The sequence below is a fragment of the Mesorhizobium sp. BR1-1-15 genome (genome assembly GCF_020165475.1).
In the GTDB taxonomy this organism is placed as follows: Bacteria; Pseudomonadota; Alphaproteobacteria; order Rhizobiales; family Rhizobiaceae; genus Mesorhizobium.
Genome location: NZ_JAIUIF010000003.1, coordinates 18,384 through 32,760 on the forward strand (window position 1 = coordinate 18,384; position 14,377 = coordinate 32,760).

Annotated in this window: 13 protein-coding genes; 7 read left to right on the forward strand and 6 right to left on the reverse strand. The window is 63.8% G+C overall.

Annotated elements, in window-relative coordinates; translation table 11 throughout:
• Positions 1–4: 4 nt before the first annotated feature.
• Entirely contained in the window at positions 5–202 is a 198-nt protein-coding gene (locus LB541_RS06235; RefSeq protein ID WP_140493345.1) for a hypothetical protein, read from the reverse strand.
• Here LB541_RS06235 and LB541_RS06240 point away from each other — a divergent pair.
• The 6 genes from LB541_RS06240 (at position 183) to LB541_RS06265 (ending at position 8,150) form a co-directional block, all read left to right on the forward strand.
• A complete protein-coding gene (locus LB541_RS06240; RefSeq protein WP_140493342.1) occupies positions 183–1,367 on the forward strand; it encodes an acetyl-CoA C-acetyltransferase in 1,185 nt (394 codons plus the stop codon). The two genes, LB541_RS06235 and LB541_RS06240, sit on opposite strands and share 20 nt — an antisense overlap.
• 119 nt (positions 1,368–1,486) lie before the next feature.
• Entirely contained in the window at positions 1,487–2,212 is a 726-nt protein-coding gene (gene phbB, locus LB541_RS06245; RefSeq protein ID WP_140493339.1) for an acetoacetyl-CoA reductase, read from the forward strand.
• 718 nt (positions 2,213–2,930) lie between these two features.
• Entirely contained in the window at positions 2,931–6,245 is a 3,315-nt protein-coding gene (locus LB541_RS06250; RefSeq protein WP_224618067.1) for a helicase-related protein, read from the forward strand.
• 26 nt (positions 6,246–6,271) lie between these two features.
• Entirely contained in the window at positions 6,272–6,655 is a 384-nt protein-coding gene (locus tag LB541_RS06255; protein WP_140517614.1) for an RNA-binding S4 domain-containing protein, read from the forward strand.
• A 207-nt stretch (positions 6,656–6,862) separates the two neighbouring features.
• Complete coding sequence (fdxA, locus tag LB541_RS06260; RefSeq protein ID WP_140493333.1) at positions 6,863–7,201, forward strand: ferredoxin FdxA; 339 nt, start codon at positions 6,863–6,865, stop codon at positions 7,199–7,201.
• A gap of 367 nt (positions 7,202–7,568) precedes the next feature.
• A complete protein-coding gene (locus LB541_RS06265; protein WP_006327799.1) occupies positions 7,569–8,150 on the forward strand; it encodes a CarD family transcriptional regulator in 582 nt (193 codons plus the stop codon).
• Between the two features lie 101 nt (positions 8,151–8,251).
• Here LB541_RS06265 and LB541_RS06270 read toward each other — a convergent pair whose 3' ends face one another.
• The 4 genes from LB541_RS06270 to LB541_RS06285 all read right to left on the reverse strand — a co-directional run bounded on the left by LB541_RS06270 (position 8,252) and on the right by LB541_RS06285 (position 11,621).
• Complete coding sequence (locus LB541_RS06270; RefSeq protein ID WP_224618068.1) at positions 8,252–9,160, reverse strand: patatin-like phospholipase family protein; 909 nt, start codon at positions 9,158–9,160, stop codon at positions 8,252–8,254.
• 110 nt (positions 9,161–9,270) lie between these two features.
• Complete coding sequence (locus tag LB541_RS06275; RefSeq protein ID WP_140654769.1) at positions 9,271–10,062, reverse strand: amino acid ABC transporter ATP-binding protein; 792 nt, start codon at positions 10,060–10,062, stop codon at positions 9,271–9,273.
• Positions 10,059–10,739 (reverse strand): ABC transporter permease subunit, encoded by a 681-nt coding sequence (locus tag LB541_RS06280; RefSeq protein ID WP_224618069.1) that lies wholly within the window; start codon positions 10,737–10,739, stop codon positions 10,059–10,061. The genes LB541_RS06275 and LB541_RS06280 overlap by 4 nt, the downstream gene beginning before the upstream one ends.
• A 108-nt stretch (positions 10,740–10,847) precedes the next feature.
• Positions 10,848–11,621 (reverse strand): amino acid ABC transporter substrate-binding protein, encoded by a 774-nt coding sequence (locus LB541_RS06285; RefSeq protein ID WP_140493318.1) that lies wholly within the window; start codon positions 11,619–11,621, stop codon positions 10,848–10,850.
• A gap of 322 nt (positions 11,622–11,943) precedes the next feature.
• Between LB541_RS06285 and LB541_RS06290 the strand changes: the two genes are divergently transcribed.
• Complete coding sequence (locus tag LB541_RS06290; protein WP_140493315.1) at positions 11,944–12,810, forward strand: RNA polymerase factor sigma-32; 867 nt, start codon at positions 11,944–11,946, stop codon at positions 12,808–12,810.
• A gap of 70 nt (positions 12,811–12,880) precedes the next feature.
• Here LB541_RS06290 and LB541_RS06295 read toward each other — a convergent pair whose 3' ends face one another.
• Positions 12,881–14,344, reverse strand: a complete 1,464-nt coding sequence (locus tag LB541_RS06295) for a M48 family metalloprotease (protein WP_140493312.1) — start codon at positions 14,342–14,344, stop codon at positions 12,881–12,883.
• Positions 14,345–14,377 lie beyond the last annotated feature (33 nt).

Sequence of the window (14,377 nt, forward strand, 5' to 3'; positions counted from 1 at the left end):
TTAATTATCGCTGCATGGCCGGTGAAATATGCTGCGCAGCAGCGGACAGCTTGATGTCGCGGCCATGCGCAGCTTGCTTGCGACGCATGGGTGCCCTGCCGATTTCCGGTTTGACTCGGGGTTGGGAAAGGGCAAGAAAAGTCTTCAATGACAGAACATCAGCTTGAAGTTTGGAGAACAGAATGCCCGCTTCCAATGCCATCGTCGTCGCCAGCGCGGCGCGCACACCGGTCGGTTCCTTCAACGGCGCTTTCGCCGCCACCCCGGCTCACGAGCTTGGCGCCGTCGTCGTAAGGGAATTGTTGTCGCGCGCCGGCGTCGAGGCGGCCGAAGTCGACGAGGTCATTCTTGGCCAGGTGCTGACCGCGGCCCAAGGGCAGAACCCCGCCCGCCAAGCTTCAATCCTCGCCGGGCTGCCCAGGGAGACCACCGCCTGGGGCCTCAACCAGGTGTGCGGCTCGGGCCTGCGCGCCATCGCGCTCGGCATGCAGCAGATCGCCACCGGCGATGCCAAGGTGGTTGTCGCCGGCGGCCAGGAATCGATGTCGATGTCGCCGCACGCCCAGCATCTGCGCGCTGGCGTCAAGATGGGCGACTACAAGATGATCGACACCATGATCAAGGATGGACTGTGGGATGCCTTTAATGGCTATCACATGGGCAACACGGCCGAGAACGTCGCCCGCCAGTTCCAGATCACCCGCGAGGACCAGGACCAGTTCGCGCTGGCCTCGCAGAACAAGGCCGAGGCCGCGCAGAAGGCCGGCCGGTTCAAGGACGAGATCGTCGCCTTCACCATCAAGGGCAAGAAGGGCGATACAATTGTCGACCAGGACGAATACATCCGCCATGGCGCGACGCTGGATGCCATGACCAAACTGAAGCCGGCCTTCGACAAGGACGGCACTGTGACCGCCGCCAATGCCTCCGGCATCAACGACGGCGCCGCCGGCGCGCTTTTGATGAGCGAAGCGGAAGCTGCCAGGCGGGGCATCACCCCGCTGGCGCGCATCGTCTCCTGGGCGACCGCGGGCGTTGACCCGGCGATCATGGGCACCGGTCCGATTCCCGCCTCGCGAAAAGCGCTGGAAAAGGCCGGCTGGTCGGTCGGCGATCTCGACCTGATCGAGGCCAACGAGGCTTTCGCCGCGCAGGCCTGCGCGGTCAACAAGGACATGGGCTGGGATCCCTCGATCGTCAACGTCAATGGTGGCGCCATCGCCATCGGTCATCCGATCGGCGCCTCTGGCGCGCGCATTTTCAACACGCTGGTCCACGAGATGCGCCGAAGAGGTGCCAAGAAGGGTCTCTCCACCCTGTGCATCGGCGGCGGCATGGGCGTCGCCATGTGCGTCGAAGCGCTCTAAAAGAGAAGTGAATGGGGAGTAGCGAATAGGGAAGAACGGCGTCGGCGCAATGGGATATCTGATCCCTGCTCGTCATTCGCTACTCCCTGTTCACTCTCCCAACCAAAGGGAGGGAGCGCATGACCAAGGTTGCAATCGTCACGGGCGGATCGCGCGGCATCGGCGCGGCAATATCGATGGCGCTGAAGGAAGCCGGCTATTCGGTTGCCGCCAACTACGCCGGCAATGATGAGGCGGCGAGCAAGTTCACGGCCACAACCGGCATCAAGACCTACAAATGGTCGGTCGCCGACTACGACGCCTGCGCCGCCGGCATCAAGCAGGTCGAGGCCGATCTGGGCCCGGTCGCGGTGCTGGTCAACAATGCCGGCATCACGCGCGACGCCATGTTCCACAAGCTGACGCGTGAGCAGTGGAAGGAGGTCATCGACACCAATCTCTCCGGCGTTTTCAACATGACGCATCCGCTGTGGAGCGGCATGCGCGACCGCAAGTTCGGCCGCGTCATCACCATCTCCTCCATCAATGGCCAGAAGGGCCAGGCCGGGCAGGTCAACTACTCCGCGGCCAAGGCCGGCGACATCGGTTTCTCGAAGGCTCTGGCCCAGGAAGGAGCCCGCGCGGGCATCACCGTCAACATCATCTGCCCAGGCTATATCGCCACCGAAATGGTCCGGGCGATCGATGAGAAGGTGCTCAACGAACGCATCATCCCGCTAATCCCGGTCGGGCGCCTCGGCGAGCCGGAGGAGATCGCGCGCTGCGTCGTCTTCCTCGCCTCCGAGGACGCCGGCTTCATCACGGGATCGACCATCACCGCCAATGGCGGCCAGTACTTCGCCTGAGGTCTCGCCGGGCTGCCGGCTTCCCGGTGCCGATTGAAGGAGGGCTCGTTCGCCATCCGCTTCGGATGTCCGTGACGCCGTCCGATGACGGCTGTCGGCCTGCTGTTCCAATCCGGCACGCAAAGGTTAATGGCGGCAGCGGGTATTGTGCAAAACTGCCTGGATAAGCTGTGCATTGTCGGTGGAAAACCTGTGCGCAACACTACATCTTGTCGTGAACAAACAGGGAAAATCCCGACATCGCCGATTCGTCGCCCTTTCGTTCCATGTTTGGCCGCAATGTTAACGAGAGCAGTTGCAATCGCCTATCAAACTGTTAATTTCTATTAAGAAAGTTCAACAATTTCATAAGCTTGGATGAAGCAAGGCGGGCTGCCACACGGCTTTGCCAGCGAAAGTTAACGGCGGCTCTCGCCTAGCATGAAACGGGCCAATTCCGTGATTCAGCATGTGGTAAGGATCATCAGCCAAAACTCCAGATCTAGCCGTGAACAAAACCTGAATCCGGGCGAGTCAGCGATTCGTCGCCGATTCGTTCCAGACTCGTTCCAACCCTCAATCAGCAGCCGAACCGAAGCTCGACGGAGGTGACTTCGAACCGCCAGCGGAACATTCCGCTTTCGCTTCGCGCCTGAAATCCCTATGTGTCGCCTGTCATACGCGCCACCCGAGGCGTGCTCCCGACAATGAGAGGCCAGAAAGCCTTATTTCCGAGCCGATGAACATCCATCCGAAACCCACCGAGCCGCTGATCCTATCGGGTCGCGACGTGACTGCCGTGCTTGGGCCGACCAACACAGGCAAGACCCATCTCGCCATCGAGCGCATGGTGGCGCATGAAAGCGGCATCATCGGCCTGCCGCTCAGGCTCTTGGCGCGAGAGGTCTACACCCGCGTCTGCGAAAAGGTCGGTGCCCACAAGGTGGCGCTCATCACCGGCGAGGAGAAGATCCAGCCGCCAGGCGCCAGATATTCGGTCTGTACCGTCGAAGCCATGCCGCGCGAGACCGATGCCGCCTTCGTCGCCATCGACGAGGTGCAGCTTGCCGGGGACCTCGAGCGCGGCCACATCTTCACCGACCGCATCCTGCATCTGCGCGGCCGCCAGGAGACGCTGCTGCTCGGCGCCGCCACCATGCACGGCATCTTGCAGCGCCTGTTGAAAGGCGTCTCGGTGGTGACACGACCGCGGCTGTCACATCTGGCCTATGCCGGTTCGAAGAAGCTGACCCGCTTGCCCCGGCGCACAGCGATCGTCGCCTTCTCCGCCGACGAGGTCTATGCCATCGCCGAACTGATCCGCCGCCAGCAGGGCGGTGCGGCCGTCGTGCTTGGCGCGCTCTCGCCCCGCACCCGCAACGCCCAGGTGGCGCTGTTTCAGTCGGGCGACGTCGACTATCTCGTCGCCACCGATGCCATCGGCATGGGCCTTAACCTCGATCTCGACCATGTCGCCTTCGCCCAGAACCGCAAGTTCGACGGCTATCAGTATCGCAACCTGACGGCGGCCGAACTTGGCCAGATCGCCGGGCGCGCCGGCCGGCACCTGCGCGACGGCACCTTTGGCGTCACCGGCCAGGTCGACCCACTGGACGAGGAATTGGTCAAGAAGATCGAAAGCCACGACTTCGACCCGGTGAAAGTTCTGCAATGGCGCACAGCGCGTTTCAATTTCGCCAGCCTCGACGCGCTGAAGCGCTCGATTGAGACCAATGCCCCGGTGGAGGGCCTGACCCGTGCGCTGCCGGCAGTCGATGCGCAGGCGCTTGAGCACCTGTCGCGTGACGAGGACATCAGGGCGCTCGCCACCGACGCAAGGCGCGTCGCGCTGCTGTGGGAGGCCTGCGCGCTCCCCGACTACCGCAAGATAGCGCCGGCCCAGCACGCCGACCTCATTGCGTCGATCTACATGGACCTCGCCAGGCATGGCCATGTCGACGAGAATTACATGGCCGAGCAGGTGCGCCGCGCCGACACCACCGAGGGCGACATCGATACGCTGTCGCATCGCATCGCCCAGATCCGCACCTGGACATTCGTGTCGAACCGGCCCGGCTGGCTGGCCGATCAGGCACACTGGCAGGAAAAGACGCGCGAAATCGAAGACAGATTGTCGGATGCGCTGCATGAGCGGTTGACGAAACGCTTCGTAGACCGCAGGACTTCCGTCCTCATGCGGCGCCTTAGAGAAAATACCATGCCTGAAGCCGAAATAAGCCCAACCGGAACCGTCCTCGTCGAAGGCCACCATGTCGGCGAGTTGCAGGGGTTCCGTTTCACCGCCGATCAGAGCGCTGGCGGCGAAGACGCCAAGGCCGTGCGCGCGGCCGCCCAGAAGGCGCTGGCGGCGGAGTTCGAGGCACGCGCCGAACGCTTCGGCGCCTGCGCCAATGGCGACATCGCGCTGGGTTCCGACGGCACGCTGCGCTGGATCGGCGCGCCGATCGGCACGCTTGTTGCCGGCGAGGACGCGCTGAAGCCGCGCCTGGTGCTTTTGGCCGATGAACAGCTGACCGGCCCAGCGCGTGACAAGGTCGCGGCGCGTGCCGAGCGCTTCGTCAATTTCCAGATCGAATCCCTGCTGAAGCCGCTGGTCGATTTGAAGAGTGCCGAGCAGATATCGGGTATCGGCCGCGGCATCGCCTTCCAGCTGGTCGAGAATTTCGGCCTTATCAATCGCCGCGACATCGCCGAGGAGATGAAGTCGCTCGACCAGGAAGGCCGCGCGGCATTGCGCCGGCTGGGCGTGCGCTTCGGCGCCTATCATGTCTTCGTGCCGGCGCTGATCAAGCCGGCGCCCGCGGGATTGGTGACGTTGCTGTGGGCGCTGAAAAACGACGGCAAGGACAAGCCCGGCTTCGGCGACGTCGTCCATGCGCTGGCATCGGGCCGCACCTCGGTGGTCATCGATCCGGCTTTCGACAAGGCCTTCTACAAGCTTGCCGGCTACCGCAATCTCGGCCGCCGCGCCGTGCGCATCGACATTCTGGAACGGCTGGCCGACCTGATCCGCCCGGCGACCAACTGGAAGCCCGGCCTCGGCCAGCGTCCGGATGGCGCCTATGACGGCCAGTCTTTCATGGTGACGCCGCCGATGATGTCGATTCTCGGCGCCACGGCCGATGACATGGAAGAAATTCTGAAAGGTCTTGGCTACCGTGCCGAGCCGAAGCCGGCGGCCGAAGTCAAGGCACGGCTGGAAGCGCAGGACAATGCCGCCCGGGAAGCCGTGGCGGCCAAGCTGGCAGCGGAAGAGGCCGCGCGCGCCGAGCAGGCCAAGGCGGCGGAGGCGGCTGCGACGGACAGGCCTGCGGAGACATCAGCGGAAGATCCGGAAACTGCGACTGCCCAGACCGCCGTCGAAATTCCTGCTGAACCCATTGCGGAAGCGGCCGAAACTGTTGCGGAAGAACAACCCGAAGTTCCAGCCGAAGCGACGCAAGAGGTTGCGCCTGTAGCAGAAGCCGTGCCTGAGACTTCTGCCGCCGAAAGCGCCGACGCTCTCACTTCCCCCTCGACGGGGGAGATCGCGGAGCGAAGCGAGGAGGGGGACAGCGCCGACGCTCCCCAACAGGGACCCGCTGCGGAAGCCGAAGAGCCTAAGCCGATCCTGTTGTGGCGGCAGGGCCGCTTCGACCAGCGGCCTCGTCACCGTCACCACGAGAACCGCGCCCGGCCGCGCAACGGCCAGGCGGCGCGCTCCGATGCCCCGGCGGATGCCGCTGTCGGCCAGCCCGGCACCCGGCCCGCCCATGAAGGGCGCCGCGATGGCGCCGGCAAGCCGCGTTTCGATCGCTCGAAGTTCAAGCCCAGGCCGCAAGGCGAAGGCGGGGAACGGCGGGAGGGAAAGCCGCAGGGCGAGCGTTCTGACCGCCGTGAGGGCCGGCCGGGCGGCAGGCCGGAAGGCAAGGGCGGCCCGCAAGGCGGCAAACCCTCGTTTCAGGCAAAACCGCGCGAGGAGCGCCCGGTGCGCTTCGATCCCGACTCTCCCTTCGCCAAGCTCGCCGCTTTGCGCGACCAGCTGAAGAAATAGCCGCACAGGATCCGATGGTCGCCCCGATGGCCACCGACCGCCAGCGTATCGACAAATGGCTGTTCTTCTCGCGCGCGGTGAAATCGCGCTCGCTGGCCGCCAAACTGGTCGTGGCCGGCCGGGTGCGCATCAATCGCGACAAAGCAGCGCAGGCCTCCGACCTGGTCAAGCCTGGCGACGTCCTGACCATCACGCTGGAGCGGCGCATCTTCATCTGGAAGGTGCTCGATGCGGGAAGCCGGCGCGGCCCCGCCGTGGAGGCACGCACGCTCTACGAAGACATGTCGCCGCCTGCCGCACCGACGGGCGAGGCGCCTCCCGACGCGATCCCAGGGCTGCGCGAGGCCGGAAGCGGCCGCCCGACGAAGAAGGAGCGCCGCGAGACCGACCGCTTGCTTGGCGACGACTGACCGCCGGTGCACGGAGGGAGCATGTATGTTCCTGCACGCCGCCGACACAACGGTCCGAGCACATGACCGATGCCCGCCATTGCCGACCCGTTGGAATTCCATTCCGGCAATGCCGGCATGGCCGGAATGGCCGCCCTTGCAAGCGGGCGCCAAAGGCGTTACCTCACGGAAAAAGCCAACAAAAACGGGACGTCCCGGAGCAGATCGATGACCTATGTCGTGACCGACAATTGCATCAAATGCAAATATATGGACTGCATCGAGGTCTGTCCGGTCGACTGTTTCTACGAGGGCGAGAACATGCTCGTCATCCATCCCGACGAGTGCATTGACTGCGGTGTCTGCGAACCGGAATGCCCCGCCGACGCGATCAAGCCCGATACTGAGTCGGGCCTCGACAAATGGCTGCAGATAAACACCGAATACGCTGAGAAATGGCCTAATATCACCGCCAAGAAGGAGCCGCCGGCCGACGCCAAGGCCTTCGATGGCGAGGCCGGCAAGTTCGAGAAATATTTCTCGGCTGAACCCGGAGAAGGCGACTGACAGCGCTGCCGTTTCAACCGGCATGACGCGGCGTAAGAGGTACGGCCTATTAACCGCCTTGACAGGCGGCGTGAACCTGTGGCCTTCGCTTATGCAGCAAAACCTTGATTCTTCCGACTTTTTGTGTTACATGGGCGAAACATGCCGGTGACACAACGTCGATTTATGGCGCTAACGCCCCAAATCACTGAAAGGTGAAAATCCCACATCGGACCAGAGCGATCTGGGCCAGGCGATCGCAATCGTGCGGTTTGCCGGTCCCGGCTTTTCCGGTGGGTTCATCTGTTGTGCGGCTAATGATCGGTAACCCGATCGCGCGAGTTCAGCCGGCACCGCCGCCGGCCCACAACAAGGAGTTCAGGGCGTAATGGCAACGATCACCCCGCAGAAGAAGTCCACCGCTGCACGTCACGGTTTCAAGACCGGCGAGTACATCGTCTATCCGGCGCATGGTGTCGGCCAGATCGTCTCGATCGACGAGCAGGAAGTGGCCGGGCACAAGCTGGAACTGTTCGTCATCGATTTCCAGAAGGACAAGATGCGCCTCAAGGTGCCGGTCGCCAAGGCAACCTCGATCGGCATGCGCAAGCTGTCGGAAGAGGATTATGTCGAACGCGCACTGAAGGTCGTGCAAGGCCGCGCCCGCGTCAAGCGCACCATGTGGTCGCGTCGCGCGCAGGAATATGATGCCAAGATCAATTCCGGCGACCTGATCTCGATCTCGGAAGTTGTTCGCGACCTCTACCGCGCCGACAACCAGCCGGAGCAGTCCTATTCCGAACGCCAGCTCTACGAAGCCGCGCTCGACCGCATGGCCCGCGAGATCGCCGCTGTCAACCGCATGTCGGAAACCGAAGCCGTGCGTTTGATCGAGGTCAATCTCAACAAGGGCCCTAAGCGCGGCGCCAAGGCCGACAATGAGGAAGCCGAGCAGGAAGAAGCTGCTTGAGGCCTTGCGCCTTTTGAGTTTTTGAAAAACCCGGTCTTGCGCCGGGTTTTTTGTTGCAGGCAATATTTGGAAAGTTGGTGCACGCCCTCGGCGTGCAATCGTCACAGGAACGTTACGCGGGTCGCTTCCTTCTTGCCTTGGGCGAAACCGGCACGGGCCGCGGGGATGCGGGTCGCCAGATCCATCTGGTTGGTGCCCATTGCGGCGCGGGAATCGACGTCAGGCGTGATCACCACCACCCGGCTGCCCTGCTGGCGCAGGGCTTCGACCTCGCTTGCAAGGTCCGCGCCCGGCGGTCTGCGCAGGCCCTCGAACTGGCCTTCCGGTAGCGGCCCGCTCCGTCCGCTGAACGGCGAGAGCACGATCACGTTCGCATAGCCCGAGGCAAGGTCGGCATTATCGGCGGAGCGCACGCCACCGGAGATGTAGCGGACGCCATTGATGCTGTGCGTGGGCCCCGCACCGGGCAGCGCGGTGCTCGCGGTGGCCGCGTCAACCAGATCGACGCCGGAATCGCGGTCGAACGCGGCCAGTTCACCGGTAAGCGCGTCGACGGCCACCAAGATCATCGGCCTTTCCGGCCATTCATGGCGAGGCAATCTGGCGGCGACCAGCGCGCGCCGCTGTTTGGCCACTTCCGGTCCGAATTTGACATCGCTCTCCAATCCGAATGCGCCCATCGCCCGTTGCAGATCGGCTGCCGAGGTAGCGGCGGCGGAAATGGAACGCATCCGCTCGAATACACTATCCATCGGCGGCAACGGCGGTTGACGGCTCGGTCCGGCCGGTTGAACCGGCAGCGGGGACAGCACCGCGGCCAACAGTTCGCCCGGCGGTATGCCGCTGCGCACCTGCACTACCGCATTGGCGCCTGCCGAGGTTCCGATCACCAGATCGGCGGCCTCCGTCAGATCGACACCAGCTTCGGCGAGGCCCGCGATGATGCCGATCAGCCAGGCATTTCCGGCGGCCCCGCCACCACCGAGAACAAGAGCAACGTTGCGAACCATCAGCCCGACTATTGCAGCGCATGGACACGCCCGTCCATCGAAATAGAAACACCGTGCCTGACGGCCGGCTCACGAGGAAATGCCCGGCAGGGGGCAAGGGTAGCGCAGGCCTAGGACGAGAAATTACCGCCTTCTCCCCCACCCTCCTTCTCCGCCATTTCCTGCTTTAGCGTCGCGATGAATCGCCTTGTCCGTTCGCGCTCCGGATTGCCGAACAGCACCGCTGCGGGGCCCTTTTCGACGACAATGCCGGCGTCGAGGAACACCACCTCGCGAGCGATCTTTGAAGCAAGCCGCAGATCGTGCGTGGCCATCACCATCGTCGTCCCCTCGCTGGCGAGCCGGCCGAGCACGTCGACGACTTCCTGCGCCAGTTCCGGGTCGAGCGCGGAGGTCGGCTCGTCGCACAAAAGCACCTTTGGCGACGGCGCCAGCGCCCGGGCGATCGCTACCCGCTGCTGCTGGCCGCCCGACAGCGTTGCCGGCCAGGCATCGACCTTGTGCGCCATGCCGACCTTTTCCAGCAGCGCGAGCGCCCGTTCGCGCGCCCGTGCCTGGGGCCACTTCAGCACCGTCACCAGCCCTTCCATGACGTTCTCGATCGCGGTGCGATGCGGGAACAGTTGGAAGTTCTGGAACACCATGCCGGTCTGCAGCCGCAGCCGCTGAATGTCCCGGGCCGCCACCTTCGCTCCCGGATGGAACTCCAGCGCCTGATCGCCGATACGCACTGTGCCCGAAGTTGGGATCTCAAGCAGGTTGATGCAGCGCAGCAGCGTACTTTTGCCACCACCCGAAGGACCGACCAGCGCGGTGACGCTGCCTTCGGCAATGGCAACCGTCACGCCCTTCAGCACGAGATTGTCGCCGAAGCGCTTTTCGATGTTGGCAAGGTCGATCACGAGCGCGCCTCCAGGAACCCGCCATAGCGATTGAGCCGCGCCTCCAGCCGCGTCTGCAAGGCCGACAGCACCGAACTCATCGCCAGATAGAGGATCGCCGCCTCGACATAGAGGATCAGCGGCTCATAGGTGGTGGCGACGATGCGCTGCGCGGCCTGGAACATTTCCGGCACGGTGATGGCGGCGGCCAGCGACGTGTCCTTGACCAGCGAGATGAAGGTGTTGGAGAGCGGCGGCACCGCCACGCGCCCAGCCTGCGGCAAGATGGTGCGGCGCATCGCCTGGCTCCAGGTCATGCCGATCGAATAGGCCGCCTCCCATTGCCCCTTTGGCACCGCGCCTATCGCCGCGCGAATGATTTCCGACGAATAGGCGCCGATATTGAGCGTGAAGCCGATCAACGCCGCGGGGAACGCGTCAAGCAGGATGCCGACCGAGGGCAGGCCGTAGAAGATCAGGAACAGCTGCACCAAGAGCGGCGTGCCGCGGAATATCCACACGTAGAAGCGCGCCACCGCGACCAGGGGCATTGGCCCGAAGAGCCGGATCAGCGCGGTTCCGAGACCGACGCTCAAGCCAAGCACAAAGGACAGGAGCGTCAGCGGTATGGTGAAGATCAACGCGGCCCATAGCAGCGAAGGCAGCGATTCCAGCATGAGTTGCAGCCAGTGCGGCACGAAAGGCTCCTTCTTGCGACTGCCGTATATCACGCGAAAGGCGGCGGGCCGTCAAAACGGTCCGCCGCCGGGCGATGTCGCGCGGGCCGCCAACGGCCCGGCCGTAAATTACTTCGAAACGTCCTGGCCGAAATACTTGTCTGCGATCTTCTGATAGGTGCCGTCTGCCTTGATGTCGGCCAGCGCCTTGTTGATCGCGGCAACCAGTTCCGGGTCGCCCTTGCGAACGATGACGCCGGAATAGTCGGCGTTCTCTTCCTGGGCCGCGATCTTCACATTGGCATCCGGCTTGTGCTTCTTGAAGTCGAGGAAGGACAGGCTGTCATTGATGGTTGCGTCGGCGCGGCCGGTCAGAAGCAGCTGGATCGACTGGTCGAACCCGTCGGTGCCGACCAGTTCGGCGCCGTTGGCCTCGGCCAGTTTGCCGAAATTCGAAGTCAGCGACTGCGCCGACTTCTTGCCCTTGAGATCGGCGAAACTCTTGATGTCGGTATTGTCGCCGCGCACGATCAGCACTGCCTTGGAGGCGATGTAGGGGTCGGAAAAATCGTATTTCGCCTTGCGGGCGTCGGTGATGCCGACTTCGTTGATGACCGCGTCATAGCGGTTGGCATCGAGGCCCGCGATCAGCCCGTCCCATTTGCCCTCGAGGAACTCTACCTTCACGCCGAGCTTGTCGCCGATCGCCTTGGCGATTTCGACATCGAAGCCGACCAGCGCTCCGCCGGCATCATGATAGGTAAAGGGTGCGTAGGTGCCCTCCGTGCCGACCTTGATGACGCCGGCCTGCTTGATCTGGTCGAGATTGGCGCCGGCATAGCCTGCGGTAACAGCCAGAACCTGCAAAGTTCCGGCGACGATGAGCGACTTGAGCCATTTCATTTTTCTGTGATCCCGTCCTGGCCTGATATCCGGCATGGTGTGTGAGCGCTGGAAATTGACAGATGTGAGTTGAAAAAATAAGGAATGAGATTTCAAAAACATCCATTATTCGGAATCGGATTCTACCACTGACGTTTCTGGCGGTGCCTCGAACCCGCCCGGAGTTTTTTCGCGCAGCCTCCACGCCGCGCCGCCGGCGGCGGAACCTTTCCCGCGCATGGCACGTTTTGCGTTCGTTGTAGGGCAGGACGCCGTCATTTCAAGTCGAGCGGCTGCCGGGTTTCGAAATGACATCCGTATCGCCAGAGCCAGGGAGTGCCTCATGATGGAAGACACGGCAGGACGGATCATGGTCCGCGCGGCAATGAGGGCTCCCTATCTCGAACGCGACGAGGAGTTGCGGCTGGCGCTGCGCTGGAAAAAGGACAACGACCAGAACGCGCTGCACAGCATCACCGTGGCGCATATGCGCCTGGTCATTTCCATGGCCTCCAAATTCCGTCATTACGGCCTGCCGCTTGGCGATCTGGTCCAGGAGGGCCATGTCGGCCTGCTCGAGGCCGCGGCCCGTTTCGAGCCGGAGCGCGAAGTGCGGTTTTCGACCTATGCGACCTGGTGGATCCGGGCCTCGATGCAGGACTACATCCTGCGCAACTGGTCGATCGTGCGCGGCGGCACCAGCTCGGCGCAAAAGGCTCTGTTCTTCAACCTGCGGCGCCTGCGCGCCCGGCTGGCGAACGGCGCCGCGGAGCCGCTGTCGAACAGGACGCTGTACCGCGAGGTTTCAGCGGCCCTCGGCGTCTCCGAAGCCGATGTCGCGCTGATGGATTCGCGGCTCTCGGCGCCCGACTCCTCCCTCAATGTCCCGCTTGCCGACGATGGGGGCGCGACCGAGCGGATGGACTTCCTCGTGTCGGACGATCCCTTGCCCGACGAGGTCGTCAGCGACACCATCGATATCGAACGCCGCTCGATATGGCTGAAGGCGGCGCTTGCCGCACTCAACGCGCGTGAGCTGCGCATCATCGAGGAGCGTCGGCTGAGCGACGAGGGCGCGACGCTCGAAGCGCTCGGCGAGACGCTTGGCATTTCCAAGGAACGCGTGCGCCAGATCGAGGCCCGCGCCATGGAAAAGCTGAAAGTGGCGCTGGTGAAGCAGAACCCGGAATTCCTCGCCACCGCCGCCTAAGTGGGAAAGTGTGTAACGGTTCCCGTCCGGGAATTGCGAAAACGGGAGAGCGAGTTAGCGCCGACAATAGCTATTTGTCGGTGACGATCTTGACCTTGTCGCCGGCCGAAACCGCAGCCCCCGGCGACAGCGCGTTGAGCACCCGGAACAGGTCGAGTTTGCGGTCGACGCCGACCATCTGCGCCGAAAGCGAACCCATCGTCTGCCCCGGCTGGACGGTGACCACGCGGATATGCAGCGGCTTCAGCGCCGCCTTTTCGGCGGCACTCAGAATGCGGAACGAGCCGCTGACGGAACGCGCCACGGTGTCGAGCGACGTGCTGGCGGATGGTGCCGCCGTCAGCAGCCGGTAGACCTGGCCGCCGGCGCGGATTACCGCGATATCGAACTGCCAGCCTTCGGCGCCTGCATGCGCCGTCGCCGCCTCGTTGCCGTTGATCGTTTCCTGCCTGACGCTCGCGTCGTCGAGACCGGCCACCCAGCCGCTCCTGATATAATCGGTCAGCGCACGGTTCTTGTCGATCGACACGCCGTCGAAGCGGATCGCAATGTCGCCCGGCCCGGTCGCCGTCACGGCGGCGGCCGAATTGTCGATGATGAAGCCCTCCGGCACCGAGAAGGACACGCCCAGGCCCGGATGCAGAAAGGTCTCGCCGCGCACATACCCTTCTTCCGGCGTGTCGCCGTAGAGCAGGCCGTCTATCCCGGCGAGGAAGGCGTCGCGATCGCGGGTGCCGACGCCCGGCGGGCCGAACTGGCGGGCATGGCGTTGCGCAAGGTCGATACGCTGCGGCGTATTGGGATGCGTTGCCAGGAAATCGAGGCTGGCGTCGGTGGCGCCGCTGATCGAGCGGAAATCGGTGTAGGCCGACATGGACTGCAAGAAGCGGCCGGCGGCGTAAGGATCGTAGCCGGCTTCGCCGATCGACTTGATGCCGATCGCGTCGGCTTCCAGTTCCTGGTTGCGCGAAAACTGCGCCAGTCTCAGCTTGCCGCGGATCAGCGCCGCCTTGGCGGTCGGGCTGTCGCCGAGCACGTCGGAAACAACCTTGGTGGCGAGCCCCTCCTCGGCCTCGAGCTGCTGGCGCTGCAGGCCGTGGTTGGCGGTGACGTGGCCCATCTCATGCGCGATGACGGCGGCGAGCTCGGCCGAATCATTGGCCAGGGCCAGCAGGCCGCGCGTGACGTAGAGGTAGCCGCCCGGCAGTGCGAAGGCATTGACGTTGGGCGAATTGAGGATGGTGATACGATAGGTCTGGGTCGGGTTGGCCGACACCACCGTCAGGCTGCCTACGACCTTGGCGACCATGCGCTCGAGCTTGGGATCGGAGTATTCGCCGCCATAGGTCGCCAGGATGCGTGGATGCTGCGCCTTGGCCAGTTCGGCCAATTTGTTATTGGCCGCGACATTGTCGACCGTGATCGGTTTGTCGGAAGGCTGGAAGCCGGATTCCTGGACTTCCGGAGGTGTGAACATCTGGCAGCTTGCCAGGGCCACGACAAAGCCGGCCAGCGCCAGAAAGCGCGCCAGCATTTTCCCTCTTGGTCTTTCCGTGCCGGTCGGCAG